This window comes from Sinorhizobium medicae (assembly GCF_007827695.1).
GTDB classification, from domain to species: Bacteria; Pseudomonadota; Alphaproteobacteria; order Rhizobiales; family Rhizobiaceae; genus Sinorhizobium; species Sinorhizobium medicae.
The window spans coordinates 309,228-326,944 of sequence record NZ_VITA01000002.1 but is presented as its reverse complement, the minus strand read 5'-3'; the positions used below and the strand labels follow the sequence as shown (position 1 = coordinate 326,944).

The 17,717-nt window shown below is 59.4% G+C and carries 18 protein-coding genes and 1 tRNA gene; 12 read left to right on the top strand and 7 right to left on the bottom strand.

The window, feature by feature from the left end; genetic code table 11:
• Positions 1-86: 86 nt before the first annotated feature.
• A complete protein-coding gene (rpoZ, locus tag FB009_RS04875; protein WP_011974878.1) occupies positions 87-494 on the bottom strand; it encodes a DNA-directed RNA polymerase subunit omega in 408 nt (135 codons plus the stop codon).
• A gap of 471 nt (positions 495-965) precedes the next feature.
• Here rpoZ and FB009_RS04870 point away from each other — a divergent pair, with 471 nt between their 5' ends.
• Positions 966-1,544 (top strand): LabA-like NYN domain-containing protein, encoded by a 579-nt coding sequence (locus FB009_RS04870; RefSeq protein ID WP_024311253.1) that lies wholly within the window; start codon positions 966-968, stop codon positions 1,542-1,544.
• A gap of 196 nt (positions 1,545-1,740) precedes the next feature.
• Here the strand turns inward: FB009_RS04870 and smpB are convergent, their stop codons facing one another.
• Both smpB and dapA read right to left on the bottom strand, forming a co-directional pair.
• Positions 1,741-2,220: an SsrA-binding protein SmpB gene (gene smpB, locus FB009_RS04865; protein ID WP_011974876.1), complete on the bottom strand. Its 480-nt coding sequence runs from the start codon at positions 2,218-2,220 to the stop codon at positions 1,741-1,743.
• Positions 2,220-3,104, bottom strand: coding sequence for a 4-hydroxy-tetrahydrodipicolinate synthase (gene dapA, locus FB009_RS04860; protein ID WP_011974875.1), 885 nt, complete (start codon positions 3,102-3,104; stop codon positions 2,220-2,222). The genes smpB and dapA overlap by 1 nt, the downstream gene beginning before the upstream one ends.
• Before the next feature lie 294 nt (positions 3,105-3,398).
• Between dapA and FB009_RS04855 the strand changes: the two genes are divergently transcribed.
• The 4 genes from FB009_RS04855 to FB009_RS04840 all read left to right on the top strand — a co-directional run bounded on the left by FB009_RS04855 (position 3,399) and on the right by FB009_RS04840 (position 8,473).
• Positions 3,399-5,453, top strand: coding sequence for a lytic transglycosylase domain-containing protein (locus FB009_RS04855; protein ID WP_024311254.1), 2,055 nt, complete (start codon positions 3,399-3,401; stop codon positions 5,451-5,453).
• 158 nt (positions 5,454-5,611) lie between these two features.
• On the top strand, positions 5,612-6,097 hold the full coding sequence (locus FB009_RS04850) for a BA14K family protein (protein WP_029721979.1): 486 nt from the start codon (positions 5,612-5,614) through the stop codon (positions 6,095-6,097).
• 210 nt (positions 6,098-6,307) lie between these two features.
• Entirely contained in the window at positions 6,308-7,366 is a 1,059-nt protein-coding gene (locus FB009_RS04845; protein WP_011974872.1) for a porin, read from the top strand.
• 177 nt (positions 7,367-7,543) lie between these two features.
• Entirely contained in the window at positions 7,544-8,473 is a 930-nt protein-coding gene (locus tag FB009_RS04840) for a tyrosine-type recombinase/integrase (protein WP_375714200.1), read from the top strand.
• Positions 8,474-8,755: 282 nt separating this feature from the next.
• Here FB009_RS04840 and FB009_RS04835 read toward each other — a convergent pair whose 3' ends face one another.
• The gene (locus FB009_RS04835) at positions 8,756-9,793 is read right to left on the bottom strand and encodes a porin (protein WP_011974870.1); all 1,038 of its coding nucleotides are present in this window, start codon (positions 9,791-9,793) and stop codon (positions 8,756-8,758) included.
• Between the two features lie 525 nt (positions 9,794-10,318).
• Positions 10,319-10,987, bottom strand: a complete 669-nt coding sequence (locus FB009_RS04830) for a hypothetical protein (protein ID WP_011974869.1) — start codon at positions 10,985-10,987, stop codon at positions 10,319-10,321.
• A 537-nt stretch (positions 10,988-11,524) separates the two neighbouring features.
• Between FB009_RS04830 and FB009_RS04820 the strand changes: the two genes are divergently transcribed.
• Positions 11,525-11,614 (top strand) — tRNA-Ser (locus FB009_RS04820).
• Between the two features lie 262 nt (positions 11,615-11,876).
• Positions 11,877-12,998: a pyridoxal phosphate-dependent aminotransferase gene (locus FB009_RS04815; protein ID WP_011974867.1), complete on the top strand. Its 1,122-nt coding sequence runs from the start codon at positions 11,877-11,879 to the stop codon at positions 12,996-12,998.
• Positions 12,999-13,079: 81 nt separating this feature from the next.
• Here FB009_RS04815 and FB009_RS04810 read toward each other — a convergent pair whose 3' ends face one another.
• On the bottom strand, positions 13,080-13,346 hold the full coding sequence (locus FB009_RS04810; RefSeq protein ID WP_011974866.1) for an SEL1-like repeat protein: 267 nt from the start codon (positions 13,344-13,346) through the stop codon (positions 13,080-13,082).
• Positions 13,347-13,942: 596 nt separating this feature from the next.
• On the opposite strand from FB009_RS04810, the gene FB009_RS04805 reads away from it, so the two are divergent.
• Entirely contained in the window at positions 13,943-14,284 is a 342-nt protein-coding gene (locus tag FB009_RS04805; protein ID WP_011974865.1) for a DUF2147 domain-containing protein, read from the top strand.
• A 90-nt stretch (positions 14,285-14,374) separates the two neighbouring features.
• On the opposite strand, the gene FB009_RS04800 is transcribed toward FB009_RS04805, so the two are convergent.
• Complete coding sequence (locus FB009_RS04800) at positions 14,375-15,076, bottom strand: glutathione S-transferase family protein (protein ID WP_145161471.1); 702 nt, start codon at positions 15,074-15,076, stop codon at positions 14,375-14,377.
• A 240-nt stretch (positions 15,077-15,316) separates the two neighbouring features.
• Here FB009_RS04800 and FB009_RS04795 point away from each other — a divergent pair, with 240 nt between their 5' ends.
• The 4 genes from FB009_RS04795 to FB009_RS04780 all read left to right on the top strand — a co-directional run bounded on the left by FB009_RS04795 (position 15,317) and on the right by FB009_RS04780 (position 17,702).
• Positions 15,317-15,490, top strand: coding sequence for a hypothetical protein (locus tag FB009_RS04795; protein WP_011974863.1), 174 nt, complete (start codon positions 15,317-15,319; stop codon positions 15,488-15,490).
• 13 nt (positions 15,491-15,503) lie between these two features.
• A complete protein-coding gene (locus FB009_RS04790; RefSeq protein WP_011974862.1) occupies positions 15,504-15,677 on the top strand; it encodes a hypothetical protein in 174 nt (57 codons plus the stop codon).
• A 74-nt stretch (positions 15,678-15,751) separates the two neighbouring features.
• Complete coding sequence (locus FB009_RS04785) at positions 15,752-16,072, top strand: YnfA family protein (protein ID WP_102045713.1); 321 nt, start codon at positions 15,752-15,754, stop codon at positions 16,070-16,072.
• 127 nt (positions 16,073-16,199) lie between these two features.
• Complete coding sequence (locus FB009_RS04780; RefSeq protein ID WP_011974860.1) at positions 16,200-17,702, top strand: AMP nucleosidase; 1,503 nt, start codon at positions 16,200-16,202, stop codon at positions 17,700-17,702.
• Positions 17,703-17,717: the final 15 nt, after the last annotated feature.

The window sequence follows — 17,717 nt, the reverse complement described above, 5'->3', positions numbered from 1 at the left end:
GAAATCAGGCAAATAAAAAAGTGCGCCAATCACACGAGTGGCGCACTGCTTCGATAACGCGTCGGAACTATGGTTCCGGAACTATCTCAGTAGTCGTCGCTCTTTTCCGGAGGAACGAGGCCTTCGATACCGGCCAACAGTTCTTCTTCGGACATGCGGTCGAAGGTCAGCGCTTCCGGCTGGTCCTCCTCTTCGGCGGCTTCGGCGAAGGCAGGTGTCGCTTCCGTCTGAACCAGCGACGCCGGATCGGGTTCCGGCTCGTCCACCTCGACGTGCTTCTGCAACGAATGGATAAGGTCTTCCTTCAGATCGCCGGGCGACAGGGTCTCGTCGGCGATCTCGCGCAGCGCAACGACCGGGTTCTTGTCGTTGTCGCGGTCAACCGTGATCGGTGCGCCCTGGGACACCAGGCGCGCGCGGTGGCTGGCAAGAAGGACGAGTTCAAAACGGTTTTCGACCTTGTCGATGCAGTCTTCGACGGTGACGCGGGCCATGGCCTTGTCCTTTACGACTAAGAGATGCGGCGGCGATCGCCGCGGCAGGTTAAACAACGCGAAACCGGAACGTCCGCTGAAATGCGGTTCCATCAGCTCCGATTTCTGGAATTAGGCGTCCGATACAATTAAAACAACATAAGTTCAAGTTTTTCCTGCATGCGGCTCACATGATCGGGGTTAGCATGGTAAAATGCCGCATCTGCGGACGCTGCTGCCACCCACAGACATTGCCTGTATCTGGTGATATTTTTGAGCACTTAGTCAGCAACAATCACGGCTTGAAAATGTGGACGAACTGCAGCAACTGCTAAAACTAGCTATAGGCGCCGCGCCCCGGTTGGAATAATGCGTTGGCATGACCACATTATTTGCAGATAAGTGAGCTTTAATGTAATTCGCCGTTTTTATGCGTGCCGCTCCGCGAGGTTGGTCCGGTCACTGTGCAGGGTACGGAAAAAGGAAGTAATGATGTTCGATCCTCGCGAGAAAATCGCTCTTTTCATCGATGGGGCCAATCTCTACGCCGCGTCGAAGAGCCTGGGCTTCGACATCGACTATCGCAAGCTGCTCAAGGCATTCCAGAAACGCGGCTACCTGCTGCGCGCCTACTACTACACCGCGTTGATCGAGGATCAGGAATATTCGTCGATCCGCCCGCTGATCGACTGGCTGGACTATAACGGCTACAAGGTCGTGACCAAGCCCGCCAAGGAATTCACCGACTCGCTCGGTCGCCGCAAGATCAAGGGCAATATGGACATCGAACTGGCGATCGATGCCATGGAGCAATCCGAATCGGTCGATCACCTGGTGATCTTTTCCGGCGATGGCGATTTCACCACGCTCGTGGAAGCGCTCCAGCGTAAGGGCCGCAAGGTTTCCGTGGTTTCCACGATGGCGACCCAGCCCCCCATGATCGCCGACGACCTGCGCCGCCAGGCCGACCACTTCATCGATCTCGCCTCTCTCAGAGCCGAAATCGGCCGCGAACCGTCAGAACGCGTTCAGCGTCCCGTCGAGCCGGTCTCCGACGACGTCGAGCTTTAGAGCACCTCGAAACGGGCCGGCCTCTGCCCCCTCGTCCCGCTGCTGCGACCTTCTCCCCGCAGCGGGGAGAAGGAATGAGACCCAACCACTCTTGACCGCTGATCAGAGAGATCCGGCATGCCGCTTTTCCCTTCGCCCGCCCGCGGCGGAGTAAGGGCCGGCAGGCGGATGAGAGCCAATCTGATCTCGACGAAACTCAGCCGCGTTCCTTGAGCAGCCGGTTCTTCTGTCGGTTCCAGTCGCGTTCCTTGGAAGTCTCGCGCTTGTCGTGGAGCTTCTTGCCCTTGCCGAGCGCCAATTCCAGCTTGGCCCGCCCCCGCTCGTTGAAATAGATGCGAAGCGGTATCAGCGACATGCCTTCGCGGTTCACGGCGCCCTGCAGACGGTTCACTTCCCTCCTCGAAAGGAGCAACTTGCGACGCCTGCGCGTCTCGTGGTTGAAGCGGTTCGCCTGCAGATATTCCGGGAGATAGGAGTTGATGAGCCAGATCTCGCCGCCTTCGTCGGTCGCGTATGATTCGGCAATATTGGCTTTTCCCTCGCGCAACGACTTGACCTCCGTGCCGGTCAGCACCAGCCCGGCCTCGTAGGTATCCACGATCTCGTAGTTGAAGCGGGCCTTCCGGTTTTCCGCGACGACCTTTTTGACCGTCCGTTCGCTGCCTTTCGGTGCCATCAGTTCATCAGTCCTGCATGCCTGAGCGCCGCGTCGATTGCCGATTCCGTCGCGGGTTCAAGCGCCGACAACAGCGGCGAACGAACATCACGGTTCATCCTTCCGAGGCGGTTCAGCGCATATTTTGCGCCGCAGACGCCCGGCTCCAGAAAGATCGCCTTGTGAAGGGGCATCAATTTGTCCTGGTACTCCAATGCCTTGCCAAAGTCGGCGGCAAGGGTTGCCTCCTGAAACTCGGCGCACAGTCGCGGCGCGACATTGGCGGTAACGGAGATGCAACCGACGCCGCCATGCGCATTGAAGCCGAGCGCAGTTGCGTCCTCTCCCGAAAGCTGGACGAAAGCCTTGCCGCATGCCATCCGCTGCTCGGAGACCCTCTCGATTTTACCGGTCGCATCCTTGACCCCGATAATCGTCGGATGTGCCTTTGCGAGCGCCGCCATGGTCTCGACGCTCATGTCGACGACCGAACGGCCCGGAATATTATAAATGACGATCGGCAGCTTCACACTTTCTGCGATCGCGGCGAAGTGGGCGAAGAGCCCCTTCTGTGTCGGCTTGTTGTAATAGGGCGTGACGACGAGGATGGCATCCGCGCCGGCCTTTTCCGCGTGCTGCGCAAAGTCGACCGCCTCGATCGTATTGTTGGAGCCTGCACCGGCGATGACCGGCACGCGCCGCGCCGATGCCTCGACACAAAGTTCGACTACTTTCTTGTGCTCGTCATGGGAGAGTGTCGGCGATTCACCCGTCGTGCCCACGGGCACAAGTCCGTGGCTCCCCTCTTTTATCTGCCACTCCACATGCGCGACGAAACTATCCGCATCGACCGAGCCTGCAGCGGTGAACGGCGTTACGAGTGCGGGAATGGAACCCTTGAACATGCACAACTCCTGACGACCAGCAGCGCAAAATGCGCTCACGCTTTGGCCGCAATCGACGGTTAAAAAACTGCCGCACCATAATCATGTGCCGTGGCTGCGGCAAGCGCCGTGAGAGTGCATTTCGCTCTCGGTTCGGCGCATCGCCGCCCGGCCAGCACCGTAGCGATCGGCCGCTTCTCTGGAGCAATCGCCCGGGCGCTCGCGACCAGACGGTGCGGCAAACGCGACCGGTTATCGCCCCCGATGGGCTTTAAAGGATCGGCGAAACGGGGACAGGGGATCAGAGGGCTCTTGATACGCGGAACGGTCATTCTGCCGGTCGCTGCCATGCTCGCAGCGGGTATGCTCGGTCTTTCGGCCAACGCTGCCGAGGGGCCCATCCCCCTACCGGCCGGCAGACCTGAGCCAGCCGGCGCGTCTGCTCGCCCGATTGCAGGCGAAAACACAATCGCCGCAGTGCCCCGCGTCGCAGATCTAAAAAGCGGTCTTGATGCCCTCTCGGACCGTCAGCCCGCAAGGGCGATCGCCATTCGCGACCGCATGCCCGCGGGGACTCTCGACCGCCATATCCTCGCCTGGGCCATCGCCGTTTCCGGACAGAAAGGCATCCCGTCCTACGACATTGCCGCTGCACAAGGAGAACTCGGGGGCTGGCCGGGGTTGAAATCGCTCCGCGCCCATTCGGAACGTGCCCTTTACCGCGAGAGCCCGCCGCCGGCCGACGTGGTCGCAGCCTTCGGCGCGACCCGCCCGGAGACAACGGAAGGGGCGATTGCTCTTGCGCGAGCGCTCGTGGCGCAGGGGCGGACCTCGTCTGCAGCCACGCAACTGCGCGCGTTCTGGCTGAACGAAATTCTGGACAAGGAAACCGAAACGAAAATTCTCTCCGAATTTTCACATTTGCTGACGGCGGAGGACCACAGGCGGAGGATGGAGATGCTTCTCTACCGCGCTCGCGTGGACCAAGCCGAACGGTTCGGCACGCTCGGCAGGGCGCAATCCCTGTTCCGCGCCTGGGCTGCAGTCATTCGCGACGGCAGCAACGCAGCCTCCCTCATAGACGCCGTTGATCCCTCCTGGCGCAGCCAGCCGGCCTACCTCTTCATTCGCATCGAACATTTGCGCAAGCGGCAGAAATATGCCGAAGCGGCTGAGCTTCTTGATCAGATGCCGAAGGACGACACCGCGCTCGTCAATCCGGGAGAATGGTGGGTCGAGCAGCGTATCGTCAGCCGCGGTCTGCTCGACAGTGGCGACTTTCGCGGAGCTTACCGCATTGCTGCCAACCACGCAGCAAGGCGCGCTACGGACCTCGTGGACGCGGAATTCCATGCAGGCTGGTATGCGCTTCGCGGCCTCGAGGAGGCCGAAACGGCCGCACGGCACTTTCGCAAGATTCTTGATGCATCGAGCCGTCCGATCTCCGCCTCGCGCGCCTGGTACTGGTTGGGGCGAGCGGCCGAGGCGGGCGGGCCCGGCGACGCGCGGGAATATTTCAACAATGCGGCGCGCTATTCGGCGACCTTTTACGGCCAACTCGCCGCTGCGCGACTCGGCCACTCGAAGCTCGACATGAGCTACCCTTCGCCGACGCAAGAAGACCACATCCGCCTGGAAGGCCGCGAGGCGGTAAAGGCGATCGGCCGGCTCGAAGCGGCCGGCCATGGCTGGCGTGCCGAGAGCCTGTATCGCGCCCTTGCCGAAGAATTGACCAGTCCCGGCGAGCTTGCGATCCTTGCGGCACGAGCCGAAAAGGCGGGCAATCACCAGCTCTCGCTGCAGATCGGCAAGATTGCCTTCGGCCGCGGCATAGAGGTGGCGGCACTCGCCTTTCCGATCGGAGTCATCCCACCGAGTGCGGACATCGACGGTGCCGGCAAGGCGCTCGCCTATGCCATCGCCCGCCAGGAAAGCGCTTTCAACCCGGCGGCGATTTCGGTGGCGAATGCCCGCGGTCTTCTGCAGCTGCTTCCCGGCACGGCCAAGGGGGTCGCTAATCGTTATGGTCTTGCCTATTCGAAGGACCGCCTGACGAGCGATGCCGGCTACAATGCGACGCTTGGGGCCCATTATCTCGGCGAGCAGATCGACAGCTTCGGCGGGTCCTACATTCTCACCTTCATCGCGTACAATGCCGGCCCGCGCCGCGTCCCTGATTGGCTCGCCCGCTATGGCGATCCGCGCGGCAAGCCCATCGACGAGGTCGTCGACTGGATCGAGCGCATCCCCTTCGAGGAAACGCGCAACTATGTCCAGCGCGTCATGGAAAACTATCAGGTCTACAAGTCGCGTCTCGGACAGGAGACGGATATCGTCTCGGATTTGAGGATAGGGCGAGAGGCGCCCTAGATTACGACATGGCGGCCAGTGCCAGCCCTGCCCATCGTGCAGATGGGGCAAGCCGCCGGGAGACTGCGATCAAATCGTCGTGATCACTCCGCGCACCCGGCACAAATGCCGCTTTCAACCATTTCCATTATCGAAGGGATTTCGTCTCCTAAGCGGAAATGGTGAAGCCGATGAAGACTTTAGCAATTGTTGCCCTCTCGCTGGCTACTGCGGTCAGCAGCGTTCCGCCCGCAGAGGCATTTCCACTCGCCCCCGCACCCAAACCGCAGGCTGCGGACGTGCAGCTTGCACAGTTTCCCGACAGAGCGCGCTGCCCGGGTGTCGGCTGCCCGCGCATGGGGCGCTGGCGCGGTGACAGGGATAGCTATCGCGGACACCGCAACTATCGCAACCGTTACCACCACCGCCGCTATTATCACGATGACGACGACGATGATATCGGCGCGTTCTTCGGTGGCCTGGCCACCGGCGCTATTGTCGGCGGTGTTCTCAGTCAGCCAAGATACGTCACGCCGCAATATCAGGGCGGCGGCAACGCGCATGTAGAATGGTGCTATTCTCGCTACCGTTCGTATCGCGCCTGGGACAACACGTTTCAGCCCTATAACGGCCCGCGGCGCCAGTGCTATTCGCCGTATAGCTGAAGCACCTCCCGAACCGCGTAACGGCTTTCCCTAACCCGATGAAGCGTTTCAGTGTTCGTGGCACTGAAACGCTCCCCGAACCTGTGGCGTTCCGCCCGATCCTTTCCGGTCTCCTCCCAACCCTGCCCAACGCTGCGTAACCTCGATAGCCGACCTCCTTCGATCGACGATCAATGGGAATTGTTTCCCACGACTGACTGGAGGTCAGAAATGAACATCAAGAGCCTTCTTCTCGGCTCGGCTGCCGCTCTCGCGGCAGTATCCGGCGCTCAGGCTGCCGACGCCATTATCGCTGCCGAGCCGGAGCCCATGGAATACGTTCGCGTTTGCGACGCTTTCGGCACCGGTTATTTCTACATCCCCGGCACTGAAACCTGCCTCAAGATCGGCGGTTTCGTCCGCGTTCAGGGTTCGTTCGGTCGTGACGAAGCCGACAGCCGCTGGAATGCCGAAGATGACCGCGACGGCGACGGCAGACCCGATGCGCAATCCACATCGGACTGGGACATGTTCTCCCGTGCCTACCTGTCGTTCGACGCCAAGAGCGATACCGAATACGGCACGCTCACCGGCTTTTTCGCTGCCGAGTTCAATGCTGACAACGATTCCGACGACGGCGACAGCATGATCGACGTCGACGAAGCCTATGTCCAGCTCGGCGGCCTGAAGGCCGGCTTCTTCTACAGCTGGTGGGATAAGGGTCTGAACGGTGAAACCGACTCGATCGGCGAAAACACCGAATTCAACTCGCTCGCCTACATCTATGACGGTGGCACGTTCCAGGCCGGTCTTGCAGTCGACGAACTCGAAGCTACGACCACCAAGGCCAACGGCATCGGTGTAGAAGGTATCGTTTCCGCATCGCTCGGCGGCGTAAGCTTCGATCTGCTCGGCGGTTTCGACACCGAAGTTGAAGAAGGTGCAATCCGCGCCCTGCTCTCCGCAGATGCCGGTCCGGGCACCTTCCAGCTTGCCGGTATCTGGGCGTCCGATCCGAACGCTTACTGGGCTGACTCCGAGTGGACCGTTGCTGCTTCGTATCGCTTCAACGTCAACGAGAAGTTCGCTATCACGCCCGGCGCCCAGTATTGGGATGCTCTCAACAGGGGTGGCCGCTTCGACGCGAGCGAAGAACAGTGGCGCGTTGGTCTCACGACCGACTACGACATCACGGAAGGCCTCGCTACGCGCTTTGCGATCAACTACACCGATGCAAGCGATGAGCCTGACTATGTCAGCGGCTTCCTCCGCCTGCAGCGGGATTTCTAATCTGACCTAGTCAGGTTCAAGAACGCCCGCAGCTCGAGAAATTGAGCTGCGGGCTGTTGCTGTTCCGCAACGCATATGCGCCGCCAAGGCGTTGAGTTGTTTGACTATAAGCACTGGTTTGATTGCCAGTGGTTTCTTGGCTCGTTCACGGAGAATGGGAAGGAAACGGCAAACGTTATGTCGGAAGCTGAAAAACAGGTGAACGACCTCGAATATCCGGGCATGGGCTTGGGATATGAGGTCAATTATTCCTTCGGCCGGCAAGGCCCTCTGGGGGTGGTGAAGGAGACCACGCTCGCCGAACTGCTTCAGCGCTATGCCGACATCCTGTGGGACGAGGGCAAGCACAAATACAATGTGAAGGCCTTCATCGGGGAACTTGACGAGATCTTGCTCGGCAAGCGCTTCTCCACCTTCTCGCAGGAAATGCTCGACGGCATCGTCGGTGCGCTACGCAAGCGCGGCAACAGCAACGCGACCATCAACCGGAAGATGGCGGCGCTGGGGAAGTTGCTGCGGAAAGCGTACAAGATGGGGGACATCCATAATCTGCCGGAATTCAAGCGCCAGAAAGAGAAAGCAGGACGCCTGCGCTTTCTGGAGGCCGACGAGGAAGAAGTACTGTTCCGGGAAATAGCGAGCCGCTCGGAGCTCTACCTGTATCTTTCCATATTTCTGGTGGATACCGGTGCGCGCCTGGGCGAGGCCATCGACCTCAAATGGAACGATATTCACGAGGGACGGGCGACGTTCTGGGTTACGAAATCAGGGCGTAGCCGCACGGTCCCCCTGACCTTGAGAGCGAAGGACGCGCTGAAGAAGGTCGCGGACAGGTCTCCGGGGCCGTTTTCGAGAATCGATCAGCAGAAGTTTCGCGCAATCTGGAATGCAGCAAAGGTCGATGCGGGGCTCGGCGACGAAGAGGACATTGTTCCCCATATTCTGCGGCATACCTGCGCCTCCCGCCTGGTGAGGGGCGGCATCGATCTCAGGCGCGTTCAGATGTGGCTTGGCCATCAGACGCTCGAGATGACGATGCGCTACGCTCATCTGGCCTCGCACGATCTGGACATGTGCGTGCCTGTTCTGGAACGTCACCTTAAGTAATCGGACAGCGCCGTCCGAATCCGCCCGTCTTTTGCATGGGCCTGAACTTCCGCCCGGCCATTCACCTGCGGCAAGCCGCTGCGAGCAAATCATTGGGATTCCAGAGCCATCCATGAAAACGGATGATGCTCCCGGCTCGAAGCGCGGTCCAAAAGGTAGGTTCAACGGTTTCGCAATGCCACAAACCGACTGCATCGGGCGGGGTCGTCAAGCAATACCTTAAAAAAGAGAAAGCCCGGCATTGAGCCGGGCTTTCCTTCCACTGACCGAGGTCAGGTCAGATTAGAAGTCACGCTGCAGGCGAAGGAAGCCGCTGACGTACTCGTCACCAGCATCCGGATCGGTGTAGTTGATCGTGAAGCGGGTAGCGAGACCTTCCGTGATGTCGTAGTCGGTCGTGATACCAACGCGCCACTGATCGTCGTTACCGAAGCTGGTGTTCGAATCTTGCAGGCTGCCCCAGTACTGAGCGGCCGGGGTGATTGCGAACTTGTCGGTAGCGTTGAAGCGGTACGAAGCAGCAACGGTCCACTCGGAGTCAGCCCAGTAGGCGTTCGGGTCGGATGCCCAGATGCCAGCGATCTGGAATGTGCCCGGGCCGAGGTCTGCGGAGAGCAATGCGCGGATCGCGCCTTCTTCCCATTCGGTGTCGTAGCTGCCGAGCAAGTCGAAAGCAACGCCGCCGAGCGAAGCGGAAACGATACCGGTAACGCCAACGCCGTTGGCCTTGGTGCTGGTGCCTTCGAGTTCGTCGACCGAGATACCGGCCTGGAACGTGCCACCGTCATAGATGTAGGCAATCGAGTTGAACTCGGTGACGTTGCCGAGCGAGTCGGTTTCGCCGTTCAGACCCTTATCCCACCAGCTGTAGAAGAAGCCGGCCTTGAAGCCGCCGAGCTGGATGTAGGCTTCATCGACGTCGATCAGGCTGTCGCCTTCGTCGGTGTCGTTGTCAGCGTTGAACTCAGCAGCGAAGAAGCCGGTGAGCGTGCCGTATTCGGTGTCGCTCTTCGCGTCAAACGCGATGTAAGCGCGGGAGAACATGTCCCAGTCCGACGTGGACTGACCACCGAAGTCTTCCTGGTTCCAGCGGTCGTCAGCTTCGTCACGGCCGAATTCGCCCTGAACGCGGATGAAGCCGCTGATCTTGAGGCAGGTTTCCGTGCCGGGGATGTAGAAGTAGCCAGTGCCGAAAGCGTCGCAAACGCGAACGTATTCCATGGGCTCCGGCTCGGCAGCGACGATCGCGTCGGCAGCCTGAGCGCCGGATACTGCTGCGAGAGCAGCAGCGGAGCCGAGAAGAAGGCTCTTGATGTTCATTTCTGACCTCCAGTCAAAAGTTTCAAACGGGTCTGGGTTTTTTTGCTGAAGGACAGCGTTCCCTGCCCCATCCCCAAAGTTCAAGAAGTCGGACGATCAACCGCCCTTGCTTCCGGAGTTGAAAATACAAAACCGGGTGGGGTGCGCAACGACCAACTTACCAGATCGACTCCTTTGCCCTGCCCTTCCCTGATCCCTGTTGCTGAAACGACACAAAATCGCCTCAGACGGCCCGAGAGAATTAACAAAGCATTAAGAAAATCCTTTAGCGACGAGGGGTTAGCATGGGGCATTCCGCCACTATTTGTTTCGGAACGGGGCAGAAAATGGCCCGAAACCGGGTCAAAACCAGGCAAGCACCTTTCCCGAGTCGGGTGCGACGGGGAGACATCGAGCGGGCATTACTGGGTGGGCGCGTGATCGCCGAGGCGCTTCCCGGCCAATTCTTGGAGAATCAGCGCGCGCGGATTCGCAGCCTGCGAAGCTTATCCAGTCACGCGGCCGGGACGCGCTCAACTCTCCGAATCACCCGTCGATCAGTCCGCGGCGGATCAGGTCAGACAGGTTTTCAAGCTTCGGCCGTTTGCCGCCAGCCTTCGATATACGAGGTCGGACGTGAATCAGTGCAGCGCCTTCGAGATCATCCCGCCAACTCGGGCGGGACCACTTGTCGCCGCCAGGTAAAACACCGCCTGTAAAACGGCAGTGCCGCGCGAGCTGGTGCATCACGCCTTCATCCTCAAGACGGCCGTTATTATACCGTTCCAGATTCACCAGCGGCAGTTTTGACCGGAATGCTTGTCTTTGCGGCCGGTCCAGTTTCCAGAGCGAGCCGCACCAGTATGGATAGCGCCAATGCACCAAGCCTTTCATCTTCCGGACGAAGGCCCACTTAAGTCGCCGTTGCGAGGGACCGGAAACACCGATACCCAATTGTTCAAAGAGGCTTTCCTGCATTCCGCTGCGGATGAATACGTCCATGTCGAGCATTGCGACCACATCGTAGTCGTCAAAACACGGATCAAGCAGCGCCAACTTCTGCATAGGCGGCGTCAACTTCTCCGAAAAAACATTGCCGCTGAGAAACTGGTAGTCGGCACCCTCGCGTCGGGCAAGTTCTCGAATGCTCAACATTGAACGCTGTTCAACTTCACCGAGAGCGCCTGTATAATGCTGGAGTACAAGTCTCTTCATCTAGTTGATCGGGGTCCGTATAATGTTGATTCTTATTCTTTTCGAATTTTTGTCTAAATCTAAAATCTCTTATGTATAATTTCGATCAGTCCCAAGACGTATGAAGACGTTGGTCGTATCATATTGTTCTGACCTAGCGCGCCACCGAGCGCTACGGCGATAGATCAGCCCTGTGTGTTGATTGTTGCTTTCAGGGTCCAGATCAAGGACTCAAAAGAAGCTCTCTTGATCTCGATCTTGGTTCTTCTGCAAACTGCGGTCCGGTCGGCAGTCGCGATTTCCAGTCGGCAGTCGCGTTCCTCCCCGGGAGGAGCCGTGATTTGTTCTGGGGTGGGTGGCCGGCTGGATTTACGGCTTCTTGGCACCATCGCGCTTTCGATGGTGCCGCGCTGAATTGTGCCGTTTTTTGGCGGACGGATCCTGAGCCGCTGCTGTTTTCAGATGAAAGAACCTCTGCTGCAGATAAAGAGAGGATTTTCAGAATTTCGCCAAAAAGGCCTTGCATTCCAACATTTGTCGCCATAGTGAGACGGCAACGGAGAGGTGGCCGAGTGGTCGAAGGCGCTCCCCTGCTAAGGGAGTATACCGGGAACGGTATCGAGGGTTCGAATCCCTTCTTCTCCGCCATCAGCTCATTCGACGAATAGTGATCGACACCCACGCGGCCCTGAATTGTCGCGTCTTTTTGTAATTTTCGTTATCGAGCGGTTCTTACCGGCAGCGGCGAGAACCGTATTGAGCGCCAGCCGACTGCCTGCGGCGTCTCGGATCCCGGTCACCGGCAGCGCTGAGTGGATCCGGGCGAGAATTCTTTTTTCGTGCCGATTCCGATTCCCGTTCCAATGGGATAAATTCCGCCCGTTTTCCGAACGGAGTAAAATTTGCCAACATGTCCGAATTCTCGCGCCTCACGCCTCTCATCCAGTCTTTGCCGGCCACCGTCCCCTTCGTCGGCCCGGAAGCCCTCGAGCGTCAGCGTGGCCGCAAGATAACGGCGCGAATCGGTGCCAATGAGAGCGGATTCGGCCCGGCTCAATCCGTGTTGCACGCCATTCGGCAAGCGGCTGATGAGACCTGGAAATATTCCGATCCCGAGAATCACGACCTGAAGCAGGCGCTCGCCGACCATCTCGGCATCCCTTCCGAGAATATCGCCGTGGGCGAAGGCATAGACGGCCTTCTAGGCCAGATCGTACGACTCGTCGTGGAAGCGGGCATGCCGGTCATAACCTCTCTTGGGGGCTATCCGACGTTCAATTATCATGTCGCAGGCCACGGCGGGCGGCTCGTGTCGGTGCCCTATGCCGACGATCAGGAAGATCTCGAAGGACTGCTCGCTGCGGCGGAGCGCGAGAATGCTCCGCTTGTGTATCTGGCCAATCCCGACAATCCGATGGGAAGCTGGTGGCCGGCCGAGCGCGTGATCGCCTTTGCGAACGCCCTTCCGGAAACGACGCTCCTGGTGCTGGACGAAGCCTATTGCGAGACGGCCCCGCCGGACGCTCTCCCCTCGATCGAGAGCCTTATCGATAAGCCGAACGTCATTCGGACGCGTACCTTCTCCAAAGCTTACGGCCTGGCCGGAGCTCGTATCGGTTACACGCTGTCGACGCCCGGCACCGCCCAGGCTTTCGACAAGATACGCAACCATTTCGGGATGAGCCGTATCGGGGTGGCGGCAGCGATCGCCGCTTTGGCCGACCAGAATTACTTAAAGGAAGTCAAGCTCAGAATCGCGAATTCACGCGACCGGATCGGCCGGATCGCCGGCGAAAACGGGCTCCTCGCACTTCCCTCGGCCACGAATTTCGTAACTGTCGATTGTGGAAAAGATGCAGCCTATGCGCGGGGAATTGTCGATCGGCTGATGAGCGATCACGGGATCTTCATCCGGATGCCGGGGGTCGCGCCGCTTAACCGCTGCATTCGCATCAGCACCGCGCCCGATGCTGAAATGGATTGTCTGGCGGTCGCGCTTCCGCAGGTGATCAGGAAACTGGCTTCCGGTTGAGCCGGCGCCAGCCGCGCATCGGCTTTAGCTGCTGCATGTTTCCCTTCAAACGGACCCGCCCAAAGGAAAAGCCAGTGCAAATCAGTGCATTGTCATCCATTCGCGCGCTGCGCGCAGCGCAGCGGCCAGATCGGACTTGCTCATCGTCGCCGCAAGATCGGCACGCAAATCGGCAGCCCGGTCCGAGCCCCTGATGGCAGCGATGTTCAACCACTTGTGCGCTGCCACCAGATCGACGGGCCTGCCGCGGCCTGTCGCGTACGCGAGGCCCATCTCGCAAAGAACGTCGGGCCGGTTGCCGCCCCCGATCGCATCATCCGAAACGATCTCAATGTCAAAGCGTGCCATTTGCTTGTCCCTGTCTCTTCTTCGTTGGTCCACCGAAGCGGCCCGCCCAAGAGGGCGAGTCCGGCTTCAGCTGGTATTCTTGGCCCCTGTTTCTTCGAGCCTCTTGGCGGGCTTCCCGAGAAATCGCACCATCTTCTGCGGTGTCGCTTTCCGATTGGTCGGCGGCTTGTTTCGCGCCGCTCGTCTTATGGATCTGAATATGGCCGACGGCCTTGAACGGCCGCTTAAAATCCATGCTTAATTTGACGCAAACAAAGTGCAAACACTTGGTAAACTTGGGTTTTCGTTAAGCATCGAGATGCCTGTATCCGCGCGTATTCGCCTCAAAATTTACGAAAATTTCACGCGCGAATTTCAACCAATCGGTAACCACGGGAACAGCTGCCTTCTTCAAGGACGGCGCCTCCATACGTTGACCACACTCCATTGGCGGCAACTTCCTCTCCGATATTTACCTTTACGTACGCGTAATATACGCTTTGCCTCGAAGTGGTCCTTGCCCGCCGGATAGACATGGCGGCGCTGCAGGAGATCGGCTCAACACGGAACCAGCACAAGGCGGGACAGAAGGGCCTGCCGTTTACGGAGGAGATTGCATGATTCGTACATTGCTCGTCGCAGCCGCTTTTGGCCTTTCCGCAGCCGCCTCGGTCCAAGCCGCCGAACCGATTCTCGGCAGGTGGAAGACGGCGAGCGGCTCCACCGCGGAAATCGCGCCCTGCGGCGGAGCTTTCTGCGTCACCTTGAAAACGGGCAAGCACGCGGGCAAGCGTGTCGGCTCGCTCTCGGGGACCGGCGGCAGCTATAGCGGCGTGGTCACCGATCCCGAAAGTGATAAGACCTATAGCGGCACGGGCTCGGTCGACGGCAATCTGCTGAAGATGCGGGGTTGCGTACTCAAGGTGCTTTGCAAGTCGCAGACCTGGACACGCCTTTAGACCGCAATGATTTCAGGTCGCATCGACCTGAAATCGTGAAAGTGACTGAGTCGAGCCGATGGGAGCGCGATGCAGGCGGCGGCGCACGCCTCAGCGGGCGCATTGTCCGAACAGGACCTTTTGTGCCTCTTGATCCTCGGCAAGGCTTTTCTGGCGAGCCCGTTCCTCCTTGCCGACTTCGATTGCCTTCTTCACCGCTGGACGCCCAAGCATGGCGTCGTACCAGCGCTTCAGATTAGGAAACTCGTTCAGGTCCTGTCCCTGGTTTTCATGCGGGATCGCCCAGCCGACTGCGGCCATGTCGGCGATCGAGTAATCGCCTGCGAGGAACGGCCGGTCGGCAAGTCTCTTGTTCATCACGCCGTAGAGGCGGTTCACTTCATTGGTATAGCGGTCTATGCCGTAGGCGATCCTTTCCGGGGCATATTGGCGGAAATGATGCGCTTGTCCGGCCATCGGGCCGAGCCCTCCCACCTGCCAGAACAGCCATTGCTCCACGTCGACACGGGCGCGCTCGTCAGTCGGATAGAACTTGCCGTATTTGCGGCCCAGATACTGCAGGATTGCACCTGATTCGAATACGGAGATGGGCTCGCCCCCCGGGCCGTCCGGGTCGACGATCGCCGGCATCCGGTTGTTGGGCGAGATCTTCAGGAAGTCTGGTTGGAACTGATCTCCCCGGCCGATATTGATGTATTTGACGACGTAGGGAACGCCGAGCTCCTCCAGCATTATGGTGATCTTCCAGCCGTTCGGCGTGGGCCAATAATAGAGCTCGATCGGAGCGGTCATCGCGTTCTCTCCTGGTTGTCGGAAAGCCTGACTTAGGAACACGGCCGCTCCACGGCAAGTCCGCCAACCCCATGGACATGTTTATGTGCATGCCTTTACTCAAAATCGCTAAGCAGTTCAGGCGACAGGCGTGGCGAAGATGAACGCCAGATGAATGAACGTCTCAGCAAGAGTTCAGTTTGGTTGTGCGAAAAAGCCAATCAATCGATTTGAACGTGTCTTGATTCAACGGACGGACCCATGGACATTCTTGCTCGCCGCCTCACAATCATCAGCCTTCTCATGGTCGTATTCGCGATGACGCTTGCCGCTGCAGTCGGCGCCGACACCCAACGACGCCGCCAGAACACCTATATCGGTTCGCTCACGGATTGCACCGCTCACACGGCGCAATACTGCCAAGCCAAACTCTGAAGGAAACCGTGGAATGGCCGCTCTCGTCTCCTCAGCCATTCTTTCCCTCAGGCTCCTCATTCTCGCGGGCCTGCTGATCGCACCAATCGGAGTCGTCGCCTACAGCAAGTCCGTAGGCTATGGGATCGGCAAGAACGGTGCCGGTTTCGTTCTCTTCGTCACCCTCCAGCGCCAGGCGATGAGCTGAAGCCTACACCCGCTTTCGGCTCTTGCATAACCAGTGAAAGTCCGGTCCTCTCGAATGAGAGAGGATCCTGCAACATGCCCGCATTCGCCATCTATTTTCTCGCAGCACTTGCCGAGATCGCCGGTTGCTTCACCTTCTGGGCCTGGTTGAGACTCGGCAAATCCGGCCTGTGGCTTCTTCCGGGGATGGCTTCGCTGGCAATTTTCGCCTGGCTGCTGACGATGGTGGATACGCCGGCGGCGGGCCGCGCCTATGCCGCCTATGGCAGCATCTACATCATCGCATCGCTCTGCTGGCTGTGGGTTGCCGAAGGCGCCCGGCCGGATCGCTGGGACATGACGGGCGCGGCCGTGGCACTTGCCGGGAGTGCAATCATCCTTGCCGGACCTCGCTGAAGCACCACCGTTCCAGAGAATTGCGCGGATGCGGGCGGAAAACCGCGTATACTTTCCTCATCCCGCTCCAGAACAAAAACACAGTTCTTGTCGTTTGCTTGTCGAAAGGTGCAGCATATAATGCGACATGAACAAACGAATCTCTTCGAACGCCGTCCTCTCCGTCGCCACCCCCGATGCCTTCGAGCCGCAGCTCTTCGATGATCCGGCGGGGGCCGTCGATTGTCTGGAAGCACTTTACGAACGCAATACCCGCTTCCTTTGCCAAGCCTTCGAGGGTCTCGGAAAAGCCGGCAGGCCACTCACCCGTTTCCGCGCCTGCTATCCGCAGGTCAGCATTGAAACCAGCAGCTTCGGACATGTCGATTCGCGGCTTTCCTTCGGCTATGTGAGCGCGCCCGGCGTCTACACGACAACCATTACGCGGCCCAAGCTGTTCCGGCACTATCTGAAGGAACAGCTCGGTCATCTGATGCGTAACCACGGCGTTGGCGTGACGGTGTCGGAATCCTCGACACCGATCCCGCTCCATTTCGCATTCGGCGAAGGAGCGCATGTCGAACCGTCGGCGGCCGAAGGCATCGACATTCCGCTGCGCGACCTTTTCGACGCACCGGATCTTACGACAACGGACGACGAGATCGCCAACGGCTCCTACGAGCCGGGACCGGGAGAACCGTCGCCGCTCGCGCCGTTCACGGCGCAACGCATCGACTACTCGCTCGCGCGCCTCAGCCACTATACCGCGACCAGCGCCAGGCACTTCCAGAACTTCGTGCTCTTCACGAATTATCAGTTCTATGTCGACGAGTTCTGCGCCTGGGCACGCCAGCAGATGGCCGAAGGCGGCAACGGCTATACCGCCTTCATCGAACCGGGCAATATCACCACTTCGGCCGGCGCTGATCGGCCGGATGCCGACTATTCTCTCGCCCGTCTGCCGCAGATGCCTGCCTACCATTTGAAGAAGAAGGGACATGGCGGCATCACTCTGGTCAATATCGGCGTCGGGCCCTCCAATGCCAAGACGATCACAGACCACATAGCCGTGTTGAGACCGCATGTCTGGCTGATGCTCGGCCATTGCGCGGGGCTTCGCAACAGCCAGCGACTCGGCGATTACGTGCTGGCGCATGCCTATATGCGCGAGGACCATGTGCTCGACGACGACCTGCCGGTGTGGATCCCCCTGCCCGCACTGGCCGAGGTGCAGGTTGCGCTTCAGGATGCCGTCGCCGAGGTGACGGGTTACAAGGGGTACGACCTGAAGCAGATCATGCGCACGGGCACGGTCGCTACGATCGACAACCGCAACTGGGAATTGCGCGACCAGCGTGGCCCGGTCAAGCGCCTCTCGCAGGCACGAGCCATTGCCCTCGATATGGAATCGGCCACGATAGCGGCCAACGGGTTCCGCTTCCGCGTCCCCTACGGGACATTGCTCTGCGTGTCCGACAAGCCGTTGCACGGCGAATTGAAGCTGCCCGGAATGGCAAGTGCCTTCTATCGAACCCAGGTAAGCCAGCATCTGAAGATCGGCATTCTGGCGCTGCAGAAACTGGCGGCAATGCCATCCGAGAAGCTGCATTCACGTAAGCTCAGAAGCTTTTACGAAACCTCGTTCCAGTAGAGCAATTCCAGGAAG